We start from the raw sequence: 22376 nt of genomic DNA on the forward strand, positions 1-22376 counted from the left end.
GTATCTTTCCAACCTAAATCGGCTTTTTTTATGAGAAAATTGGAGTTGCATTGGCAAATTTTATTGGGAATGGTCGTTGGAGTACTTTTCGCTCTGGCAATGGTTCAATTTGAATGGGGACCTAAATTGGTATCAGATTGGATTAAGCCCTTCGGTAATATTTTCATCAATTCTTTAAAGCTCATAGCAGTTCCGCTAATCTTGGCTTCTCTAATCAAGGGCGTATCCGATTTAAAGGATATCTCCAAACTGTCCAAAATGGGCGGTAGAACCATCAGTATTTATGTTGTTTCAACGGTAATAGCCGTGTCTATCGGACTTACCATGGTTAATATAATAAAACCTGGAGCCTCTATCAGCGAGGATACCCGCAACGAACTGGTAGCGAATTATAGTGGGGATGCAGATTCCAAGATTCAACAAGCCCAACAACAAAGGGAGGCTGGACCCTTACAGGCTCTGGAAGATTTAGTGCCGAGTAATATATTCAACGCAGCCAGTGACAATGGCAATATGCTGCAAGTTATCTTTTTCGCCATTTTTTTCGGGATAGGATTAATTTTGATTCCGGAAGAAAAATCGGCCCCAGTAAAAAAGTTTTTTGACGGATTTAATGAGGTAATCCTCAAGCTGATAGACCTTATTATGCTAGCGGCCCCCTACGGTGTTTTTGCACTATTGGCCGCCTTAGTGGTAGAAGCACCTAGTTTAGACCTGTTTAAGGCATTGGGGTGGTATGCAATCTGTATCATTATTGGACTCATTCTGATGATTGGAGTGTATGTCTCAGTGGTTTATATAGTAACCAAGCGTACTCCTTCCTTTTTTATATCGGGAATATCGCCGGCACAGCTTTTGGCCTTTTCCACCAGCTCTAGTGCGGCTACCCTGCCGGTTACCATGGAGCGGGTAGAGGAGCATTTGGGCGTAGAGGAAGAGGTGACCAGTTTTGTGTTGCCTATTGGTGCAACCATTAATATGGATGGGACTAGCCTCTACCAAGCCGTTGCAGCCGTGTTTATTGCGCAGGCCTTTGGGATGGATCTAAGCTTTACCGCCCAGTTAGGAATTATTGCTACCGCTACCTTGGCTTCTATTGGAAGTGCAGCGGTTCCAGGTGCTGGAATGGTGATGTTGGTAATCGTATTGGCACAAGCGGGTATTCCTGAAGCTGGTTTAGCCCTTATTTTTGCGGTAGATAGACCTCTGGATATGTGTAGAACAGTAGTTAATGTAACTGGCGATGCCGCCGTTTCCATGATAGTGGCTAAATCCGTAGGTAAATTAGGAGATCCAAAGATTAGGGATTGGGACGATACTTATAAAATGAGAAATAAGAATAATGCATAGGGCTATTCTATGTTCTTTAAGGCCCTATTTTGTCTTGCTGGCTAAGAATTCCAAAGAAAGGTAGCACTGCAGCAACATCGCCTACCAGAATAGGCAAGAATAGTTAATCTATCTTAAATAATTTTTGAATCACTCTTGCTATAATCATATAGATTTTGATATATTTGTAGCGTTATATCTAAACACATATCCATCATGTTTGAATTTGACCAATATTTAGGGTTTTTAGCTTTTGCAGCCATTTTATTAACAGGTTTTTGGTTGATGATTTTCCTTATGACCTTTGTAATTCCCTACTGGATTGGAGGGTCTATTATTGAAGCTTTAAAAGAGAAACGCGAAGCAAAGAAAGCGCAACGCGAAGAATAATATATATATAGTGTACAAACTTTTAAAAACAAGGGAACCAGTCGGTTCCCTTTTTTTGTTGCTTTTCAACATCGTCCGTATTACCCTATCCCCTTCTATAATACCCCCTAGAAACTTTCCTTATATAGGTAGTGGTTTGTTGTAATGAGGGCGCCAGGGTCTCCCTTGCTCACTGCTAATGCACTTATGTTCTATAACTGCCTTGTAGTGTTCTTAATAGGTGATTACCTCTAACAGATAGGTTAGCTCAATACTCACTTAAAACCAGCCCAAAACTGATCTCATAATAAACTAGGAAGCTGGTTAATAGCTGCCATAAAAAAACCTGTGAAACTTTTAAGCTTCACAGGTTTTTTATACTGTAAGAGTTAAAGGATCCAGGTTAGCTTATCCTTCAAAATCCATTTCTTCACCACCCCCGTTCATTCCGGGTCTATTGTCTCTAGATCTTTGGTTTTGAGGCTGATTAAATCGGTACTGGAAGGACAGTGTTATTTGTCTTTCTCTCCATTGGAACTCACTATAGGTGAATACATTTTCTGTCCTAGTTTCGCTTTTACGCATTCTGGAGTTAAAAATATCACTCACGTTTAGGGAGATGGAGCCTTTGTCTTTAAGGATGTCCTTGCTCAACGCCAAACCGGAGCTCAACATGCCTTTTCTGGTGCTCTGCGCATCCTTGGATGGACCTCTGTAAAAGACATTGGTCTGAAAATCAATTTTCCCTGGCAATGGTAATTTGGCACTAAATCTAGTGAACCATTCAAAGTTATTGGCGTCAAAATTTTGAACAATAGTTTCGTTCTTGCTATTTACATAAGTATAGTTTCCTTCTAAATCCCTTTGGTAGGCATTTAAGTTTAAAGATAACCTCCAGTTTCTTTTCGGGGTGTATGTAGTGGTAAACTCCATTCCATACCTATCTTCGGTTGCTAAGTTAATAGGACTACGCACCTGTACCGGAACTATAATTGGGTTATTGGGGTCATCGGGATTTTCTATGGATACAAAATCGCCCGTTTCCCTAGCAACAAATTGGAATACCCCTGTAGATCTGTTGAAATACCCAGAAGTGGTAAAGGACATTTTATTCCATCGTTTTAAATACCCTAGATCATAGGCATCTGTAAAGGTGGGGTCTAAATCTGGATTACCCTGAAATAGGTTTGTGTTACTAGACCTACTGGGGAAAGGATTTATAAACCTAGACCATGGCCTTCTTAGCCTCTTACTATAGCTCAATGTGACTTGTTCGGTCTCAGAAAATTCATATCCAAAAAATACGGATGGGAACCAGTTTACATAGTCTTTATTGGTAACATCATTGCTGTTTACCAATTCTATTTCTATATCGGAAGCTTCCACCCGTAGTCCAGCCAAAATACTGAATTTGTTAATTTTGGTTCCTAACTGTGTGTAGGCAGCGTTTATATATTCCTTATAGTTTAATTCGTTGGTAAAGTTGGGGTCATTGCTAAAGCTACCATCCGGCTGCAATAGTCCAAAATCGAAATCTGTATTGTTGTTGTTGAAAGTACCGCGATAACCAAATTCAAATTGAGATTGATTGTCCTTCCCAAACGGGAGTACATAATCCATTTGAAGCAATTGTGAAACCTGTGTTTGGGCATCAATGGTTCTTTCGGTATCCAAATCTATATTGTCTCCCAGGATTATTTCCGATATAAGGGAATTCTCATCATCAACCCCTTTAGAATACTGGTAGTCGAACTTAAGTTCGTGACCGTCATCATTAAATTTCTTCTGGTAGTTTAGGGAGTACTTAACCTCTTCCTCAAATTCGTCCTCTACCGTAAATCTATTCCTTCTGATAGTGGGATTTCTATCGGCGTCAAAATTGAAGAAATCTACGTTTACGGTATTGTCTCCGTTCGATTTTCCAAATACGAAAGAGTTGGTAATACTGCTAGTTTCGTCCAAAAACAATTCGAACCCTATATTGGTATTAAAGCTTTTATCCTTTCGCTGGTAATCCCTAATCTCATCCTGAAAACTTAAGGTATTCCCATTACTGCCAAAGTTCTCTTGTTGAAACAAAGCATTTCCTGGTCCACTTCTATAGCGGTAGGTTGTATTGGTGAAAATATTAAAGTTATCCCTTCTAAGGTTTAGACTTACCGCTCCACCATAATTATCCGGATGACCTGCATAAACATTCACAGACCCATTGAGTCCGGCAGTTTTGCTTTGCTTCAGTATAATGTTCAAAATACCTGCGGTACCTTCGGCGTCATAGCGCGCAGAGGGGTTGGTGATTACCTCCACCCTTTCAATAGCATCGGAAGGTAATTGCTGCAATGCCTCCGGACTTAAGCCAGAGAGGGCAGAAGGCTTGCCGTTGATCAATATACGAACGCTTTCGTTGCCACGTAAGCTTATGTTGCCCTCCACATCTACGGAGACAGAAGGTACATTGTCTAAAACATCGGTTACGGAACCTCCCCTAACGGTTAGGTCAGACCCTACATTATAAACCTTCTTATCTAATCGTAGTTCAACGGTTGTGCGTTCACCCACTACTTCCACTTCTGATAATTGCGCTACATCCAAACTCAATTGGATAACACCAAGGTCCGAAGGGGATCTTAAACTGAAATTATCTACTTTATATGATCTGTAGGAGATGTATTCTATACTGAGGTTGTAATTACCGGGAGCTGCCTCTACATCAAACTTTCCGGAGGCATCTGTAATTCCCCCTGTAATTTGCGATGGATTGTTAACACTCTGTAAAACCAAGGTTGCGTATTCTAAGGGTTCCTGGGTTTCCTCATCAATGACAGTACCGGTAATATTTACTGGTCTTTGGGGTTCTTTGGGGCCTTGTGAATAAGCAGTTAATGCTAAAAGTAATAAAGTTACCGGAAGTAGTTTTCTCATATTAGTTATTTGATTTTTTCTTTCTTTTTTTACGCCTCTTTTTTTCTTTTACTTTTTTAAAACCATTTTCCTGAAGGGCTACAAACGCCTCGTATTTGTCTAAAGGGAGGCCTGCTCTAAGCTCTTCATCCTGGTTCTTGGTAATTCTTTCCATTCCTTCCCTCATTTTCTCTGGGGGCAATTTCAAGATCTGCATCTCTATACGCTCTTGCAGATATTTTTTTAGGATAGAGCTTACCACGGCTTCCTCAAATCCATTAAGGCTCAATTTCTCCGTAATGGAAGGCATTTCGGCATCTACAATTTGTTCTGCCGTTAAATTCTCAGGTTCCTTTGGTTTTTCCGTCGCCTGGGGAATCGTATTTCGTTGTCTTCCATATCCGTAGCCACTGCCGTAACCATATCCGTATTGCGCACTTAAAAACGGAAATGAGAGGAGCCCAAATAAAATGCTCAGTAAAAAACTTTTGTTTGTGTTCATAACGTTAACTGCTTAGTAAGAGTCTAAAATTAATTGAAGGTTTAACCGTTGAGGGTTAAAAGTATGTTAAAACGATTGAAAGCAAAACTAGACCTCATCTCCAAGAAAGAATATATCTAGGTTTTAGGGTGCGTTTAATGGGTGAATTGGTTACTCATTAAAAAGATGGAGCTGCTTAAAGCAGCTCCTTTATTTTTTCTGGAGGTCTACCCACCACCCCTTTATTTTGGGTTATTACAATGGGGCGCTCTATCAATTTTGGATTTTCTACCATAGCTGATAGTAATTCATCATCGGTAAGTTCCTTATCCTTATATTTTTCCTTCCAAATCTTCTCGTTGGTGCGTATCAGTTCCTTGGGAGTAATCCCTAGGGTATTAATGATGGCACTCAACTCCTGTTTGGTAGGAATGTCTTCCAGATACTTTACAATCTCAAAATCTTTTCCCGATTCTGTGAGGATGGCAACCCCTTGCCTAGACTTACTGCATCTGGGGTTGTGATATATCTTAATCATAATTTATCAAGATTAAAAAATTAATGGTTCAGGTCCTTGTTTTATAAATTGGCTAAATAAGGAATAGTATTAATCATCATCTTTTTGGCCCATTAGCATTAAATAAGCCTTGAGGAAGCGATCTATATCCCCATCCATAACTGCATCAACATTACCAGTTTCCTCGCCGGTACGCACATCCTTAACTAATTTATAAGGGTGCATTACGTAATTACGAATCTGGGATCCCCATTCAATTTTCATCTTTGACGATTCAATTTCCTGTCGGGCTTCCATTTTCTTACGCAGTTCTATCTCATATAACTGGGATTTAAGCATGTTAAGGGCGGTAGCTCTGTTATCGTGTTGCGAACGAGAATCTGAACAGGAAATTTGGATCCCCGTAGGCTTGTGAACCAACTGCACTTTAGTTTCTACCTTGTTTACATGCTGACCTCCTGCACCGCTAGATCTGGCTGTGGTAATTTCTATATCAGCCGGATTCACTTCTACCTCTATACTTTCGTCTACCATTGGGTATACGTAAACAGAGGCAAAAGAGGTGTGTCTTTTAGCATTACTGTCAAAAGGCGAAATACGGACCAACCTATGAACCCCATTTTCTCCTTTTAGCCATCCAAATGCATAGTCGCCGTCTATTTCCAAAGTCACAGTCTTTATCCCTGCAACATCACCCTCCTGGTAATTGAGTTCCCTTATTTTATAGCCGTGTTTTTCACTCCACATCATATACATACGCATAAGCATGGCAGCCCAATCACAACTTTCCGTTCCCCCGGCACCAGAGGTAATTTGTATAACGGCAGATAGCTCATCCCCTTCGGAGGAAAGCATATTTTTGAATTCTAATTTCTCCAAGGCCTCCAAGGTCTTTTCGTAGTGCTCATCCACTTCCTCTTGGGACATTTCACCTTCCTTGACAAACTCCAAAAACACCTCCAAATCATTTATCAAACTTTTCGCCCGATTATATTCGTCTACCCATTGTTTTTTGGATTGAATCAATTTTAAATGAGCCTGGGCTTCTTGCGGATGATCCCAAAAGTCCGGCGCCATGGTTTTTTCTTGCTCGTTCTCTATTTCAATAAGCTTGGCATCTATGTCAAAGATACCTCCTTAACGCACCAAGGCGATCCATAAGACTCTTATAATGGTCTGTGTTTATCATATTTTTCTCATTTTTAACAAAAATAGAACTTAAGTACGGTTGTACAATCTATTTTATATAAATTTAAAATTTCAATAGAGAGAATAATGAAACACCTAATTTTAGTTTGCTTTGCATTGTTTATCGGATGTTTGGGCGCCGAAGCTCAAATTCAAGAAAACAGGAAGAATTTCACGGAATTTAATGGTTTGTTCAACTTTTTATACGACCAAAATAATGACAAGGTCTATTTAGAGGTGGCAGAACTCGATAAAGAATTTCTTTATGTTTACTCCCTTAGTAGTGGGATTGGAAGTAATGATATTGGCCTAGACCGTGGGCAGTTGGGAGGCGAGCAGGTGGTGTACTTTAAAAAGGCAGGCAATAAATTACTTTTGGTGCAGCCTAACCTAAAATTTAGAGCACTAACCGATAATGATTTGGAAAAAAAATCGGTGAAGCAGGCCTTTGCAAAATCCGTTCTTTATGGTTTTAAAATAGAGGAAGAGGATAACGGAACATATACCATAGATTTAACGGATTTTTTAATGCAGGATGTGCATGGCGTGGTAAAACGGTTAAAAAATGCCAATCAGGGGTCGTATAGCCTAGATAAATCCAAAAGTGCAATGAATTTGGAACGCACCAAAGCGTTTCCTAAAAATATTGAATTCGATGTACTATTAACTTTTAGTGGGGAGGCACAGGGAAGTCATATACGTTCCGTTGCCCCCAATTCTTCTTTAGTGACCGTTTCCCAGCATCATTCCTTTATCCAATTACCGGATAATAATTTTCAGAAAAGGGTTTTTCACCCTGGATCTGGATCTTACGCTTTCAGTTATTACGATTATGCCACCCCAGTTCAAGAACCTATACTTAAGCGATATATCCCCAGACATCGGTTAATAAAAAAGGACCCTGAGGCCAAGGTGAGCGAGGCCGTAGAGCCAATAGTTTACTACTTGGATAACGGTACCCCAGAACCAGTGCGTACGGCTTTACTGGAGGGTGCTTCTTGGTGGAATGAGGCCTTTGAGGCCATTGGTTTTAAGGATGCTTTTCAAGTGAAAATGCTACCAGCAGAAGTAGATCCTATGGATGTAAGGTATAATGTAATACAATGGGTACACAGATCTACAAGGGGGTGGAGCTATGGTAGTAGTATTAAGGACCCAAGGACAGGTGAGATTTTAAAGGGGCATGTTAGTTTGGGAAGTTTAAGGATTAGGCAAGATTTCCTAATTGCACAAGCCTTAATGGATAAACCTTTTGCCAAAGGCGATAATAATCATGACCCGATGTTGGAGATGGCCTTGGCCCGTATTAGACAACTTGCTGCCCACGAGATAGGACATACCTTGGGTTTTGCCCATAATTTTGCTGCCAGCGCTAGTGGTAGAACATCGGTGATGGATTATCCGCATCCTGCCGTAACACTTAAACGGGGTAAAGTAGATTTCTCCAAGGCTTATGACACCGGAATAGGAGAATGGGATAAGCTTACAGTGGCCTACGCGTATTCCCAACTATCACCAGAGGAGGAAGGGGAAGCCTTAAAAGAAATACTTAGGGAGGGTCATAAAAAGGGGCTGCGTTTTATTTCGGATAGGGATGCTAGGGCAATGGGAGGAGCGCATGCTTATGCCCACCTTTGGGACAATGGAGACAATGTAACCAAGGAATTAGAAAATCTTCTGAAAATAAGAAAAGTGGCCATTTCTAATTTTTCTATTGATAATATTAGAACAGATGAACCTAACTCGGTTTTGGAAGATGTTTTTGTGCCGCTATATTTCTTTCATAGATACCAAACAGAGGCCGTTTCCAAGCTTATTGGGGGGATGGACTATAATTATACGGTAAAAGGTGACGAACAGACCACGGTTAAAACTATTGATAAAAGGGTGCAGGAAGAAGCGTTAAATACCTTGCTAATAACCTTGGATGCAGATGAAATAGCCATCCCTAAGGATAAATTAGCGCTATTTCCACCTAGAAGCATGGGTTACGGACGTACCCGAGAGTCTTTCAAAGGCCGTACAGGGGTTACTTTTGATGCCTTATCTGCTCCGGAAACAGCTGCCAACCATACCTTAGAACTGCTTTTGAATCCGGAAAGAGCTTCTAGATTAATAGTGCAAAAAAGCCTTAAGGATAGTGACCTTGGGCTGGGTGAGGTGTTAGCGTCAACCATTGCCGCCACTATAGGAAAACAGTACAGGGATTCTTACCTCAATCAAGTTCAACAGAATATTAACTATAGGGTGCTTTACCATATAATGAATTTGGCGGCTCATAGGTCGGTGCACCCTCAGGTAAATGCAATCGCCAATCGGAAATTAGAGGAAATTAAAGCAAGCTTAGCTGGCAATAGCGATCCCAACGCCCAGGAGATGGTAAGAAGGATCGATGGATTCTATAAGCATCCAGAACTATTTGAGATACTTCCATCCCCAGTAATTCCGGATGGTTCTCCAATAGGAATGGACTGCATCCAGTTTCATTAGTACGCTATTTAAATGTCATTACAACTCTTATGAAAATCAACCTAATCAGTGATACTGTTACCAAGCCTACGCCTGGAATGCTAAAAGCAATGATGTCTGCCCAAGTGGGGGACGATGTATTTAAAGAAGATCCCAGTGTAAACCATTTAGAGGAAAAAATAGCCGAAATGTTTGGAATGGAGGCTGCTTTATTCTTTCCTAGTGGCACCATGGCCAACCAAACGGCAATAAAGCTACATACCCAGCCTGGCGAACAATTAATCTGCGATAAATATGCCCATATCTTTAATTACGAAGGGGGAGGGGTTAGTTTTAACAGTGGCGTATCCTGTAAATTAGTAGACGGACATAGGGGAATGATGACGGCCACACAGGTGGAGGCGTCTATAAATCCCCCAGACTTCTATCATAGTCCCCTTACTACCCTGGTTTCCATAGAAAATACCACCAATAAGGGTGGCGGTGCCTGTTGGGACTTTAAGGAGTTAAAAGCTATACGAGAGGTGTGCGATCGGCATTCCCTTAAGTATCATTTGGATGGTGCTCGTTTATGGAATGCACTGGTCGCCAAAAATGAAACTACCCAACAATATGGGGAGCTGTTCCATACCATCAGTGTATGTCTCAGCAAAGGATTGGGATGTCCCGTGGGCTCCGTGCTCCTTGGGGATAAGGAGTCTATTAATAGGGCCCTTAGGATAAGAAAGATTTTTGGAGGAGGCATGAGGCAAGCCGGATTTTTAGCGGCAGCCGGAATTTATGCCTTGGACAATCACAGGGAAAGATTGGAAGAAGATCATGCAAAAGCCAAGGAAATTAGCAGTTTGTTACAGTCTATACCCTATATTAAAAAAGTGGCTCCTACAGAAACGAATATTGTTATTTTCGAGATTGATGAGGAGCAAAGAAGTATAGAAGACTTCATGGAAAGTTTAAAAAAACACCACGTTCAACTCATCGGTATGGGACAGGGTAAACTTCGAATTGTTACGCATTTGGATTATACCGATGCTATGCACAAAGAGTTTATGAAAATACTACCGCGACTATAAAAATTAGGGTTGGGGGTCTGGTAAGTTGGAAATTATGTTCTTAAGGTTTTTAATTCCATTTTCCATCCCCGCCTCCGAACTGTAGAACAGGGAGTTGCCAATAAGCTTGCCATCATTGTCATTAAAGAGGAAAAAGAATTTCCCATTGTAATTGGTCTTTCGCTCAAAGGAAGCATGACGATTGCTCCACTCCTTTAATCTCGCTATGGTTTGCTCCATTAGGTGCTTATCGTTAAAGGGAACGCTGTGTAAAAGGGTCTGTCCTTCTTTGGACTGTACATTAAAGGTATAGGTGTGGTCCGACTCTTTTCTTATCTGTATCATTGGCTACATGTCTTTTTCTAAAGTTACATAAAATATGTTAATGAAGGTCATCCTAGACTTTTTGTAGCTATCCTTTGCAAGAAGGTGTTTTATGTACTTTAGTTTGGTATTGGGTTAAGGTTTAAACGGATAAAAAACACTGTTACAGGTATTTCCAATAACTTTAGAGAACCTATGGAAACACCCTTACTCCAATTTAATGAAAAAGGCCTTTATTGTAAAAAAGCCGACGTATATCTAGACCCTTGGAAACCTGTAGACCGGGCCATAATCACCCACGGACATGCAGATCATAGCCGGTGGGGGAATAAGGAATACATTACCCACCATAACAATGTTCCTATTATTAAACATCGGTTAGGGGATATTAATGTCCGGGGGGTGGAATACAATGAAAAGTTTGTAGTGAACAATGTTTCTTTTTCCCTACATCCAGCCGGACATATTATAGGTAGTTCCCAGGTAAGGGTAGCACATAAGGGAGAGGTTTGGGTTTTTTCTGGGGATTATAAACTTGAAAACGATGGGGTGTCTACCCCCTTTCAACCAGTAAAATGCCATGCTTTTATTACCGAATGTACCTTTGGTATTCCTCCTTTTAAATGGTTGCCACAAGAAGAAGTTTTTCAAGATATAAACCAATGGTGGGCCGCAAATAGGGAAGAAGGCAAAACGTCTGTCTTATTTGCATATTCCTTGGGCAAGGCGCAGCGCTTGTTAAAACATTTAGATTCCTCCATTGGCAACATTTATACCCATGGTGCCATAGAGAATATGACAGAAGTGCTAAGGGATCAAGTAGCGTTCCTACCTACCACTTTAATTACTCGGGAAACAAAGAAAAAGGACCTATTGGGAAGTTTAGTCCTGGCACCCCCTAGTGCTCATGGAAGCTCATGGATACGAAAAATGGTTCCCTTCGTAACTGCCTCGGCAAGTGGATGGATGGCCTTTAGGGGTGCCCGCCGTAGAAGGGCCATCGATAAAGGATTTGTGCTTTCCGATCATTGTGATTGGGAGGGATTGTTAACTGCCATAAAAAGTACCGGCGCCAATAAGATCATTGCTACCCATGGCTATACGGAGATATTTTCCCGATACCTAAGGGAGCAAGGGTATGATGCTAGAACAGAACAGACGCAGTTTACAGGTGAGCTAGAAGAGTTGAACAAAGCAAAAGAGGAGGAGGAAATGCCATGAAATTATTTGCCAGCCTAATACGGAAATTAGACAGCACTAATAAAACTACTGCCAAGGTAGTGGCTTTGATAGATTATTTTAAAGTCGCCCCAGATTCCGATAAGGTGTGGGCTATTGCTATTCTTTCCCATAGGCGTCCGCCTAGACCTGTAAATACTACGCTGATTAGAAGTTGGGCGGCCCAATTGGCAGACATCCCCCTGTGGCTGTTTGAAGACTCTTATCATATTGTCGGAGATTTAGCCGAAACCATAGCCTTGATTATCCCTGCTTCTCATGAGAAGAACGAAAAAAGTTTATCCCGCTTTGTGGAGGATATTATAGCGCTTAAAAACTGGAGCGAACAAGAGAAAAAGGAATATTTGTTGGATAACTGGTCCAAGCTACCGTATTATGAGCGGTTCATCTTCACCAAACTCATAACAGGAAGCCTAAGGATAGGAATCAGTCGGAAATTAATGACTCGGGCATTATCCGTAGCTACGAATATAGAGGAAGATGTGCTGGCCTATCGCTTAATGGGAAACTGGGACCCAAGTACTACAACATTTTATAATCTTGTAATTGAACAAAGGGAGACAGACCTTGTCTCCAAACCCTATCCCTTCTACCTGGCCTATCCCTTGGAAGGGGTGGTAGAGGATCTAGGTGAGGTTTCAGATTGGTTTATAGAACATAAATGGGACGGAATCCGTGCCCAAATAATAGTTAGGAATCACGAAGTCTTTGTTTGGAGTAGGGGTGAGGAATTGGTAACGGATAAATACCCAGAATTTCACCCAATGCCCGGCATCATTCCCAACGGTACGGTGCTAGATGGGGAGATCTTGGCTTTTCCCAGGGGGAATATTGGTTCGTTCAATGACTTGCAGACCCGTATCGGTAGAAAAAACGTCACTAAAAAACTATTGAATGACACTCCTGTGATAATAAAGGCCTATGACTTATTGGAATGGCAGGGAAAAGATATCCGAAATTCACCCTTGGAGAAACGCAGGAAATTGTTAGAGGGATTATGGAATATTGATGGGATAGGGGAGCTGCCTATTCATCTTTCGGAAATAAGCCAGGTAAAGAATTGGAAGGAGGTAGCTGCTGAAAGATCTAAAGCGCGTGAAAATAGGAGTGAGGGCCTCATGCTAAAAAGGAAGTCGGCCACCTACAGGGTGGGGCGTAAAAAAGGGGACTGGTGGAAGTGGAAAGTAGACCCACTACGCATAGATGCAGTGCTTACCTATGCCATGCGTGGACATGGCAGGAGAACCAATTTGTTTACAGACTACACCTTTGCTCTCTGGGATAAAGAATTGGGGGAATTGGTCACTTTTGCAAAAGCGTACTCTGGCCTAACGGATGCCGAATTTAGAAAAGTGGATGCGTGGATTAAAAGGAACACCCTAGAACGTTTTGGACCAGTTCGTAGCGTTACCCCACAGTTGGTTTTTGAAATAGCCTTTGAAGGGGTGGCACTTTCCAAACGGCATAAAAGCGGAGTGGCAACACGGTTTCCTAGAATAGTTAGATGGCGCCAAGATAAAAAGGCCGAAGAAGCCAATACCTTGGAAGATTTAAAAAAGATGATTCCCATTCCGAACCTATCATGAATAAAAAAAACTTGTACCGTATTGCTGATAATTGGTTTAAGAACCAAGATTGGAAACCTTTTCCTTTTCAGAAACAGGCATGGGATGCTTATTTGCAGGGCAAGAATGGTTTGTTGAATGCTCCTACGGGTAGTGGAAAGACCTATGCCCTTTGGGTACCTATTGTTCTTGATTATATAAGGGAGCATCCCAACTATAAAACTCAAACCCATAAAGGCGTATGGGCAATTTGGGTGACCCCCTTGCGGGCATTATCCGTAGAGATAAAGAATGCTACACAGCGGTTTGTAGATGATATTGGGGTTCCCTTCACGGTTGGAATTAGAACCGGGGATACCAGTAAAAAGGAACGTGCTGCACAAAATAGGCGATTACCTAATTTATTGATCACTACTCCAGAGAGTCTACAGCTATTGTTGTCCTCCAAGGGGTATGATAAAAAAATGAATTCCTTGGCAGCAGTGGTTACGGATGAATGGCACGAATTACTGGGAAGTAAAAGAGGGGTACAAATGGAACTGGCACTTTCCAGAATTAAAACCGTGGCCCCAAAATTACGTATTTGGGGTATTTCTGCTACCATCGGAAACTTGGACCAGGCTAGGGAAGTTTTGTTGGGGCCCGGATCCGAATCCTTTCAAAATTCGGTGTTGATCAAGGCTAAAATCAATAAAAAGATCAGGGTTAAATCCATTATTCCCAAAAAAATGGAGCTATTCCCTTGGCGTGGGCATTTGGGACTACATTTATTGGAAGAGGTAATTCCTATCATAAAAAACAGCAAGACTACCTTGTTATTTACCAATACCCGTTCCCAATGTGAAATTTGGTTTCAAAGAATTCTGGATAAACACCCAGAGCTAGCAGGGGAAATGGCCATGCACCATGGTAGTATCAACAAAGAAACCAGAAAGTGGGTAGAAAATGCCATCCGCGAGGCAACTTTAAAGGCAGTGGTCTGTACTTCCAGTCTAGATTTAGGGGTAGACTTTGCTCCGGTAGAGATCATTGTCCAAATTGGTGGACCCAAAGGAGTTGCACGATTTTTACAACGGGCAGGACGTAGTGGACATCAACCGGGGAAAGAAAGTGTAATTTACTTTCTACCTACTCATGCTATGGAATTAATAGAAGCGTCAGCACTTCAAAAAGCGGTAAAGTCGCAAAAGGTAGAAGAGAGAATTCCCTATCTAAATAGTTACGATGTTTTAGTGCAATATTTAACCACCTTGGCCGTTTCGGACGGATTTTATCCAAAGGAAATATACCGGGAAGTCACTACCACATTTTGTTATAGTTCCCTAACGCCTGAACAGTTGGGGTGGATCTTAAATTTTATTACCCTGGGAAGCCAGAGCCTTCAGGCCTATGACGAATTTAAAAAAGTGGAGATTGAAGAAGACGGGCGGTATAAAATAAATAATAGGGGAGTGGCTATGAGGCATCGATTGCAAATAGGAACCATAGTAAGCGATGCAGTATTAACGGTGAAATTCTTAAAAGGAGGCTATATTGGTTCCATAGAAGAGTGGTTTATATCCAAACTAAAACCGGGAGATGTATTTACCTTTGCGGGCCGAAATTTAGAACTTTTTAGAGTGAAGAACATGCAGGTTCTAGTTAAAAAAAGCAAGGAGCGCTCCTCCATTGTCCCTAGTTGGATGGGAGGAAGGATGAGCCTGTCTTCGGAAATGAGCCAGCTGCTAAGGGAAGAGCTCTATGCGGTGGCAGAACTGTTGAATAGCGACCAACATAATTATTCGGAGAATAATGGTGAAATCAAAAAACAGGGAAAACATGGGCTATCCAGGGAGCTCAGATCCTTAATACCGATTTTTAAAAGACAGGTAAAAGAAAGTATCGTCCCGGGGCCAAAGCAACTTCTGATAGAAACCTTTAAGACCAGGGAAGGGTATCACAATGTATTTTATCCCTTTGAAGGAAGATTTGTACATGAGGCTATGGGGAGTTTATTAGCGTATCGCATCAGTCTTTTATCCCCTATTACCTTCTCCATTGCATTTAATGATTACGGATTTGAACTCCTCTCCGATCAGGAGTTGGACATGCAGCAGGTGTTAGATAATGAGCTGTTTTCCAGTAGATTTGTAAAAAGTGACTTAGAGAAAAGTCTTAATGCTACCGAGATGGCCCGACGAAAATTTAGGGATATCGCTGTCATAGCAGGTTTGGTGTTTACGGGCTTCCCTAATAAATTGGTAAAAAGTAAGCACTTGCAATCCAGTGCCCAGCTGCTCTTTAGTGTGTTTAATGATTATGAACCAGATAATCTATTGTTGAAACAGGCTTATACGGAAACTTTTGAGCATCAATTGGAGGAAGGGCGATTGCAATTGGCCCTGCAACGAATTGAAAAGCAGACTATAATTTGGAAAACCTGTACCAAGCCAACCCCTTTTTCATTTCCGATTATTACCGATAGATTAAGGGAGAAACTTTCTTCCGAAAAATTGGCGGATCGAATTAAGCGCATGTTATTACACTTGGAAAAATCGTAATTTTATAACCCTAATCGCAACGCTGTTGATGGAAATTACTATCAGGGACACCCTATTTACGCTCCACCCCAGTGGGGCATTATATTGGAAGGACCAAAACATGGTCCTAATAGCCGATGTTCACCTGGGGAAAATATCCCATTTTAGAAAATTTGGCAGTGCGGTGCCCCCATTGGCCATTAAAAGTAATTTTGAGCGGTTAAATCAGGTGGTTTCTTGGTTTAAACCTGCGAGAATCTGCTTTCTAGGAGACCTCTTTCACAGTACTCTAAATAAGGAATGGCGCTTTTTTGAAGAGTGGGTAAACGATCAGACTGCCCAAATAATACTTGTCAAAGGCAATCACGATATTATAACTCCTTCTAAGTTTACTGATTTGGGTATCCAGATAAAGGAAGAATTGCTCATCAATAATTTTCTTCTTACCCATCATCCAGCGGAAAGAGATGGGGTTTTTACTATTTCGGGCCATATTCATCCGGGAATAAAACTACGTGGCTTGGGAAAACAAACCCTAAACGTTCCCTGCTTTCATAGACAACCGAAACAGCTTACCCTTCCCGCATTTGGTGCCTTTACGGGAAAGTTTCTTATTACTCCCAAAAAGGGGGATATTATCTATGTCACAACCCAAAATGAGGTCCTTGTTATCTAGGTGATCGGCCAAAAAATAGCGGTAGCTTATGGTAGGTAGCCCAGCTGAATGTAATCTTAACGGTGTTTTTGTAGAAATTTCAGATAACGCCCTTTATCACTTTTGCTGCCGAAGCCCGAAATAGTAGCCTTTTCTTTCTCATTGGACTGTATTAGGCTCATAAAAGGGAAGATTCCCTTTTGGTTAAAGCGCGAGAGTAATTCCATATTCTGCTCCATCTCCTCTGGGCTAATTTTGTCCTTTTTCCGGGGTATATCTACATAGAGTAAGACATAGTCCTTTGCTAAGATGGAAAATTCCTCCGTGTCTAGCACAGATTTCTTTAGGGCGCGACAGGGAGCACACCAATCACTACCCGTAAAATACATCAGCAGGTCCTTATTATAATCTTGGGCTAGCCCAAGGGCTTCCACATAATTGGTATGCCATTTAGGACTGTCTGTTTTGGCGTTGCTCTGCCCAGAGAGATAAAGGGGCAAGAGTAATAAAAGCAGGATTGGTTTCAACCTAGGTTAGTTTAAAGGAAGGTATATGGAAATATACCTCCTATTTAAGAAATGCATCCATTCCAGGGATATTGGGCATTCCCTCTTTTGCAACGGCTGCCAATTCGTTTTCATTGATCTTAGTAGCCTTTTCAATGGCTTTGTTTAGGGTTAGGATTAAATAATCTTCCAATTGCTCCTTGTCTTCCAAAAGACTGTCATCCACTTCAATAGCCTTAATAGTTCTATTGGCAGTTATGCTTACTTTTAACAAGCCGTCTGCAGACTGCTCATCTATAAGTACAGTATTGAGTCGCTCTTTAGTGCGCTGTACTTTTTCTTGGGCTTCTTTAAGTTTTCCCATCATACCCATCATATCTCCAAACATAGTCTTCTATTTTAAGTTTACAGGATTCAAAAGTAGTAAATTGATTTCAATTTTAGCCTCAAAGCGTGGTCCATCCCACTAATATGCTGCCTAAAGGAACTGCAGCTAGGCATTGATTGGGCCTTCTCTATATCTATATGTCTCATTTATAGTACAAGAATTTATACTTATGTTATAATGAGCTAGTGAATTTTAATATTAGTTTGGGCTTATGGGATGTATTTAAATATTACTTTTGCCCATTCTTTAGAAATAAATTTCTATGCAGCAGCAATTACTTCCTCCAAAATTAAAGAAACAGCCTAAACTATTAAAGGCGCACGAGGATACCAGGGTAGATCCCTATTATTGGTTAAACGATAGGGAAGACCCAGAGGTTATTGCGTATCTAGAGCAGGAAAATGATTATTACGAATCGCTTACCGCACATACCAACGACCTAAAGGAGGAGTTGTTCCAGGAGATGAAATCCCGTATTAAGGAAGACGACTCCTCGGTGCCCTATAAATACAACGGATATTGGTATGCCACGCGTTTTGAGGTGGGGAAGGAGTATCCTATTTTTACCCGTAGGTATCAAATGGAGGACGCTCCAGAAGAAATTATGGTAGATTGCAACCTGATGGCCCAAGGTTATGACTACTTTAATCTAGGTGGTCTTTCGGTTAGTCCCAATAATAAATTGGCCGTTTTTGGTATAGATACTGTCTCTAGAAGGCAGTATACCTTGCATTTTAAGGACTTAGAAACAGGGGAGTTATTTTCTGATAAAATAGAAAACACTACCGGAAGTGCCGTATGGGCAAATGATAATAAAACCATTTATTACACCAAGAAAGATCCGGTAACCCTGCGATCTAATAATATTTACAAACATGTGCTTGGAACGCCCACAGAGGAGGACAAGTTGGTCTTCCATGAAGCGGACGAAACCTTTACCACCTTTGTTTACAAAACAAAATCGAGGAAGTTTATTGTTATTGGCTCTTCCAGTACACTAACTTCGGAATATCAGATTTTAAATGCCGATAATCCGAGTGGCGATTTTCAAATTTTCTCCAAAAGGGTAAGAGGAGTAGAGTATACCCTTGCCCATTACCAGAATGATTTCTATATCCTTACCAATAAGGATGATGCCACCAATTTTAAGGTGATGAAGACCTCGGAAACACAAACGGAGACTAAGTACTGGCAAGAGTTTATTCCTCACCGCGATGAGGTGCTCATAGAGGATATTGAGATGTTTAAGGATTACTACGTTCTTTCTGAACGAAAAAATGGCTTAAATCTGATTAAAATTGTTCGTTGGGATGGTAGTGATAGCTATTATTTACCCTTTAAGGACGAAACCTACACTGCTTATGTAGGGACAAATCCAGATTTTGATACCGAAATAGTTAGATATGGTTATAATTCCATGACTACACCAAGCTCCGTTATAGATTTTAATATGCGCACCAAAGAAGGCGTAATAAAAAAAGAACAGGAGGTGTTGGGAGGTACTTTCAATAAAGAAAATTATGTATCGCAACGAATTTGGGCTACGGCTAGAGATGGCGTTAAGGTTCCCATTTCCTTGGTGTATCATAAAGATACGGAGCTAGATGGTAACAGTCCGTTATTACAATATGCCTACGGTGCCTATGGTTATACCATAGATCCCTATTTTTCCACAGTACGGTTAAGCTTATTGGATAGAGGGTTTATTTATGCCATTTCCCATGTTAGAGGAGGGGAGTACCTTGGAAGAAAATGGTATGAAGAGGGGCGACTATTAAATAAGAAGAACACTTTTACAGATTTTGTGGACTGTTCTAAATACCTAATAGAGCAAAAATTTACCAGTCCGGCCCATCTATATGCAATGGGAGGGTCTGCAGGCGGACTTTTAATGGGTGCAGTGGTAAATATGGCACCAGAACTCTATAATGGAGTCATTGCAGCAGTACCCTTCGTAGATGTGTTAACCACCATGTTAGACGAGTCTATACCGCTCACTACAGGGGAGTACGATGAATGGGGAAACCCCAATGATAAAGAGTATTATGAATATATTAAAAGTTATTCCCCCTACGACAATGTAGCACCTAAAGAATATCCCAATATGCTGGTTACCACAGGGTTACACGATTCGCAGGTGCAGTATTTTGAACCTGCTAAATGGGTGGCTAAAATTAGGGAGCAAAAGAAAGACAACAATTTATTACTCTTCAATATCAATATGGATGCAGGTCATGGCGGGGCTTCGGGGCGTTTTGAATCCCTACGGGAGGTCGCAAAAGAATATGCGTTTTTAATAGATTTGGAGCAAAATAAATCAATAATCGAAAAAAAAGGTTAATTTTGTGCCATATATATTGACAAATAATTACTAAGTCAATAGGCCCAAACCCTAGAAAATATCTATGGAACATAAGATAAATGCTTATAACAACGTCCTAGAACTTATAGGAAACACCCCATTAATCAAACTAAACAAAGTAGCTGAATCTCTAACTGGTAACTTTTATGCCAAGGTAGAAGGCTTTAATCCTGGGCACTCCGCCAAGGATCGTACCGCTATACACATTATTGAGGAGGCAGAACGAAGGGGGATTTTAAAGGAAGGAAGCACCATTATTGAGACAACCTCAGGTAATACCGGTTTTAGTATCGCTATGATCAGTATTATTAAGGGATATGACTGTATTTTGGCGGTGAGCTCCAAATCTTCCAAGGATAAAATAGACATGCTACGCTCCATGGGAGCTAAAGTATATGTTTGTCCGGCTCACGTAAGTGCAGATGACCCAAGGTCTTACTATGAGGTGGCAAAGAGATTACATGAGGAAACAGAAGGCTCCATATATATTAATCAATATTTTAATGAGCTTAACGCAGATGCCCACTACCATAGTACCGGTCCCGAAATTTGGGAACAGACTAAGGGGCAAATCACCCACTTTATAGCTTGTAGCGGTACAGGAGGTACTATTTCTGGTACTGCCAAATACCTAAAAGAGAAAAATCCGGAAGTCCGAGTTATCGGAGTGGATGCTTATGGATCTGTATTAAAAAAATATCACGAAATAGGGGAGTTAGACAATAAAGAAATTTACCCCTACCGAATTGAGGGCTTAGGAAAAAATTTAATTCCTACTGCTACCAATTTTAAAGTAATTGATGAGTTTATAAAAGTCACGGATGAGGAAAGTGCACACACGGCACGAGAGATTTCCAAAACCGAAGGTCTTTTTGTTGGCTATACCAGTGGTGCTGTTTTACAAGCGGTAAAGCAATTGGACGAATTAGGGGAATTTGATGAAAATAGCAATGTGGTAGTTATTTTTCCTGATCACGGTTCCAGATATATGAGTAAAATTTATAGCGACCAATGGATGGCCGACCAAGGTTTTTTCGACTCCAAAAAGTTTGAAGAGCCACAAAAAATTGAGTTTATAAAATAAAAGGTATGTAGTTTTAATAACCAAGGGGCAACGACAGCTCAGTCGTTGCTTTTAGGTTATAAATGCTTGTTAAAAAAACATACTATTGTATTAACAATCAAACCGATCTAGATGAGAGATTTATTTGACAGGATTATTGAAGATAAGGGACCATTGGGAAAATGGGCTTCTCAAGCTGAGGGGTATTTTGTTTTTCCAAAATTGGAAGGCCCCATCTCCAATAGGATGAAGTTCCAAGGGAAAGAGGTAATTACTTGGAGTATTAATGATTATTTAGGCCTTGCTAACTTGCCAGAAGTGAAGAAAGTAGATGGCGAGGCTGCCTTGGAATATGGTGCTGCTTTCCCAATGGGAGCAAGGATGATGAGCGGACATACCGAATTTCACGAGCAATTAGAGAAAGAGTTAGCCCAATTTGTACAGAAAGAAGCTGCCTATCTTTTAAATTTTGGTTACCAAGGAATGGTTTCGGCCATTGATGCCTTAGTATCCAAAGACGATATTATTGTATATGATGTAGATTCACACGCCTGTATTATAGATGGTGTTCGTTTGCATATGGGTAAGCGTTTTACCTTTAAGCACAACGATATGGATAGCTTAGAGAAGAACTTGGAGCGCGCTGTTAAAATGGCCGAACAGACCGGAGGAGGAATCTTGGTGATTTCTGAAGGTGTTTTTGGTATGAGGGGCGAACAAGGGAAATTGAAAGAAATTGTAGCGCTGAAAGAAAAATATAACTTTAGGTTATTTGTAGACGATGCACACGGTTTTGGTACCTTGGGAGCTACAGGAGCAGGAGCCGGAGAAGAGCAGGGGGTGCAAGACGGTATTGATGTATATTTTGCCACCTTTGCTAAATCTATGGCTGGTATTGGTGCTTTCTTAGCTGCCGATGCCGAAATTATTGACTATTTAAAATACAACCTTCGTTCGCAGATGTTCGCTAAATCATTGCCTATGATTTATGTGAAAGGAGCTTTGAAGCGACTGGATATGTTACGGACACAACCAGAGTTGAAAGCGAAACTTTGGGAGAACGTAAATGCATTGCAAAACGGCCTTAAAGATAGAGGGTTCGATATTGGAACTACTACTAGCTGTGTAACACCAGTATACCTAAATGGAAGTATTCCAGAGGCAATGGCCTTGGTGAAGGACTTAAGGGAGAACTTTGGAATATTCTGTTCCATTGTTGTATACCCCGTTATTCCAAAGGGATTGATTCTCTTAAGAATGATTCCTACCGCTACCCATACCTTGGAGGATGTTTCCGAAACTCTAGAGGCGTTTTCCGTAATTAGAGAGCGACTACAGAACGGAACCTACAAAAGATTGTCCGCTGCAGTTTCTGCTGCAATGGGAGAATAATGGATGTTTTGATACTAATAGAAAGCCAACGCTAGCAACAGCGTTGGCTTTCTTATT

At 41.0% G+C, this 22376-nt stretch carries 18 protein-coding genes; 11 read left to right on the top strand and 7 right to left on the bottom strand.

Going from position 1 to position 22376, the window contains the following annotated elements; genetic code table 11:
- Positions 1-30 precede the first annotated feature (30 nt).
- Both F1E73_RS03975 and F1E73_RS17565 read left to right on the top strand, forming a co-directional pair.
- Positions 31-1350, top strand: coding sequence for a dicarboxylate/amino acid:cation symporter (locus tag F1E73_RS03975; RefSeq protein WP_086476893.1), 1320 nt, complete (start codon positions 31-33; stop codon positions 1348-1350).
- Positions 1351-1545: 195 nt separating this feature from the next.
- Complete coding sequence (locus tag F1E73_RS17565; protein ID WP_086476892.1) at positions 1546-1719, top strand: hypothetical protein; 174 nt, start codon at positions 1546-1548, stop codon at positions 1717-1719.
- Positions 1720-2106: 387 nt separating this feature from the next.
- Here F1E73_RS17565 and F1E73_RS03980 read toward each other — a convergent pair whose 3' ends face one another.
- The 4 genes from F1E73_RS03980 to prfB form a co-directional block, all read right to left on the bottom strand.
- Positions 2107-4620 carry a TonB-dependent receptor domain-containing protein gene (locus tag F1E73_RS03980; protein WP_150451150.1) on the bottom strand — a complete coding sequence of 838 codons (2514 nt, stop codon included), beginning with the start codon at positions 4618-4620 and terminating at the stop codon, positions 2107-2109.
- 1 nt (position 4621) lies between these two features.
- Entirely contained in the window at positions 4622-5101 is a 480-nt protein-coding gene (locus F1E73_RS03985; RefSeq protein WP_086476890.1) for a hypothetical protein, read from the bottom strand.
- Between the two features lie 175 nt (positions 5102-5276).
- Positions 5277-5618, bottom strand: coding sequence for an arsenate reductase (glutaredoxin) (gene arsC / locus F1E73_RS03990; protein WP_150451151.1), 342 nt, complete (start codon positions 5616-5618; stop codon positions 5277-5279).
- Positions 5619-5687: 69 nt separating this feature from the next.
- Positions 5688-6786, bottom strand: a protein-coding gene (prfB, locus tag F1E73_RS03995) for a peptide chain release factor 2 (RefSeq protein WP_150451152.1) whose coding sequence is annotated in 2 segments (ribosomal slippage) — positions 5688-6722 and positions 6724-6786 — 1098 coding nt in all. Because the reading frame shifts where the segments join, the coding sequence is not laid out codon by codon here.
- An 86-nt stretch (positions 6787-6872) separates the two neighbouring features.
- On the opposite strand from prfB, the gene F1E73_RS04000 reads away from it, so the two are divergent.
- On the top strand, positions 6873-9275 hold the full coding sequence (locus F1E73_RS04000; RefSeq protein ID WP_150451153.1) for a zinc-dependent metalloprotease: 2403 nt from the start codon (positions 6873-6875) through the stop codon (positions 9273-9275).
- A 29-nt stretch (positions 9276-9304) separates the two neighbouring features.
- Positions 9305-10327 (top strand): threonine aldolase family protein, encoded by a 1023-nt coding sequence (locus tag F1E73_RS04005; RefSeq protein WP_086476886.1) that lies wholly within the window; start codon positions 9305-9307, stop codon positions 10325-10327.
- A 3-nt stretch (positions 10328-10330) separates the two neighbouring features.
- Here F1E73_RS04005 and F1E73_RS04010 read toward each other — a convergent pair whose 3' ends face one another.
- Complete coding sequence (locus F1E73_RS04010) at positions 10331-10651, bottom strand: YegP family protein (protein ID WP_086476885.1); 321 nt, start codon at positions 10649-10651, stop codon at positions 10331-10333.
- A gap of 174 nt (positions 10652-10825) precedes the next feature.
- Here F1E73_RS04010 and F1E73_RS04015 point away from each other — a divergent pair, with 174 nt between their 5' ends.
- From F1E73_RS04015 to pdeM, 4 genes are read left to right on the top strand one after another with little or no spacing between them, the layout of a single operon-like run.
- Positions 10826-11851: a ligase-associated DNA damage response exonuclease gene (locus F1E73_RS04015; protein ID WP_150451154.1), complete on the top strand. Its 1026-nt coding sequence runs from the start codon at positions 10826-10828 to the stop codon at positions 11849-11851.
- Positions 11848-13455, top strand: a complete 1608-nt coding sequence (locus tag F1E73_RS04020) for an ATP-dependent DNA ligase (protein WP_150451155.1) — start codon at positions 11848-11850, stop codon at positions 13453-13455. Before F1E73_RS04015 ends, F1E73_RS04020 begins: the two co-directional genes overlap by 4 nt.
- Positions 13452-15974: a ligase-associated DNA damage response DEXH box helicase gene (locus F1E73_RS04025; protein WP_150451156.1), complete on the top strand. Its 2523-nt coding sequence runs from the start codon at positions 13452-13454 to the stop codon at positions 15972-15974. Before F1E73_RS04020 ends, F1E73_RS04025 begins: the two co-directional genes overlap by 4 nt.
- A 28-nt stretch (positions 15975-16002) precedes the next feature.
- Positions 16003-16629 (top strand): ligase-associated DNA damage response endonuclease PdeM, encoded by a 627-nt coding sequence (gene pdeM / locus F1E73_RS04030; protein WP_086476881.1) that lies wholly within the window; start codon positions 16003-16005, stop codon positions 16627-16629.
- A gap of 56 nt (positions 16630-16685) precedes the next feature.
- On the opposite strand, the gene F1E73_RS04035 is transcribed toward pdeM, so the two are convergent.
- Complete coding sequence (locus tag F1E73_RS04035; protein ID WP_150451157.1) at positions 16686-17135, bottom strand: thioredoxin family protein; 450 nt, start codon at positions 17133-17135, stop codon at positions 16686-16688.
- A gap of 40 nt (positions 17136-17175) precedes the next feature.
- Positions 17176-17502 (bottom strand): YbaB/EbfC family nucleoid-associated protein, encoded by a 327-nt coding sequence (locus F1E73_RS04040; RefSeq protein ID WP_086476879.1) that lies wholly within the window; start codon positions 17500-17502, stop codon positions 17176-17178.
- A gap of 262 nt (positions 17503-17764) precedes the next feature.
- Between F1E73_RS04040 and F1E73_RS04045 the strand changes: the two genes are divergently transcribed.
- The 3 genes from F1E73_RS04045 (at position 17765) to F1E73_RS04055 (ending at position 22319) form a co-directional block, all read left to right on the top strand.
- Positions 17765-19843: a S9 family peptidase gene (locus F1E73_RS04045; protein ID WP_150451158.1), complete on the top strand. Its 2079-nt coding sequence runs from the start codon at positions 17765-17767 to the stop codon at positions 19841-19843.
- A gap of 64 nt (positions 19844-19907) precedes the next feature.
- Complete coding sequence (locus F1E73_RS04050; RefSeq protein WP_150451159.1) at positions 19908-20948, top strand: PLP-dependent cysteine synthase family protein; 1041 nt, start codon at positions 19908-19910, stop codon at positions 20946-20948.
- 111 nt (positions 20949-21059) lie between these two features.
- Positions 21060-22319: an aminotransferase class I/II-fold pyridoxal phosphate-dependent enzyme gene (locus F1E73_RS04055; RefSeq protein WP_150451160.1), complete on the top strand. Its 1260-nt coding sequence runs from the start codon at positions 21060-21062 to the stop codon at positions 22317-22319.
- Positions 22320-22376 lie beyond the last annotated feature (57 nt).

The organism is Arenibacter lacus, from assembly GCF_008711145.1.
Lineage (GTDB): Bacteria > Bacteroidota > Bacteroidia > Flavobacteriales > Flavobacteriaceae > Arenibacter > Arenibacter amylolyticus.

Bases quoted from the DNA above. Each gene is read 5' to 3' on its own strand.
- F1E73_RS03975 (WP_086476893.1), top strand. From the start codon at position 31: ATGAGAAAATTGGAGTTGCATTGGCAAATTTTATTGGGAATGGTCGTT.
- F1E73_RS17565 (WP_086476892.1), top strand. From the start codon at position 1,546: ATGTTTGAATTTGACCAATATTTAGGGTTTTTAGCTTTTGCAGCCATT.
- F1E73_RS03980 (WP_150451150.1), bottom strand. From the start codon at position 4,620: ATGAGAAAACTACTTCCGGTAACTTTATTACTTTTAGCATTAACTGCT.
- F1E73_RS03985 (WP_086476890.1), bottom strand. From the start codon at position 5,101: ATGAACACAAACAAAAGTTTTTTACTGAGCATTTTATTTGGGCTCCTC.
- arsC (WP_150451151.1), bottom strand. From the start codon at position 5,618: ATGATTAAGATATATCACAACCCCAGATGCAGTAAGTCTAGGCAAGGG.
- F1E73_RS04000 (WP_150451153.1), top strand. From the start codon at position 6,873: ATGAAACACCTAATTTTAGTTTGCTTTGCATTGTTTATCGGATGTTTG.
- F1E73_RS04005 (WP_086476886.1), top strand. From the start codon at position 9,305: ATGAAAATCAACCTAATCAGTGATACTGTTACCAAGCCTACGCCTGGA.
- F1E73_RS04010 (WP_086476885.1), bottom strand. From the start codon at position 10,651: ATGATACAGATAAGAAAAGAGTCGGACCACACCTATACCTTTAATGTA.
- F1E73_RS04015 (WP_150451154.1), top strand. From the start codon at position 10,826: ATGGAAACACCCTTACTCCAATTTAATGAAAAAGGCCTTTATTGTAAA.
- F1E73_RS04020 (WP_150451155.1), top strand. From the start codon at position 11,848: ATGAAATTATTTGCCAGCCTAATACGGAAATTAGACAGCACTAATAAA.
- F1E73_RS04025 (WP_150451156.1), top strand. From the start codon at position 13,452: ATGAATAAAAAAAACTTGTACCGTATTGCTGATAATTGGTTTAAGAAC.
- pdeM (WP_086476881.1), top strand. From the start codon at position 16,003: ATGGAAATTACTATCAGGGACACCCTATTTACGCTCCACCCCAGTGGG.
- F1E73_RS04040 (WP_086476879.1), bottom strand. From the start codon at position 17,502: ATGTTTGGAGATATGATGGGTATGATGGGAAAACTTAAAGAAGCCCAA.
- F1E73_RS04045 (WP_150451158.1), top strand. From the start codon at position 17,765: ATGCAGCAGCAATTACTTCCTCCAAAATTAAAGAAACAGCCTAAACTA.
- F1E73_RS04050 (WP_150451159.1), top strand. From the start codon at position 19,908: ATGGAACATAAGATAAATGCTTATAACAACGTCCTAGAACTTATAGGA.
- F1E73_RS04055 (WP_150451160.1), top strand. From the start codon at position 21,060: ATGAGAGATTTATTTGACAGGATTATTGAAGATAAGGGACCATTGGGA.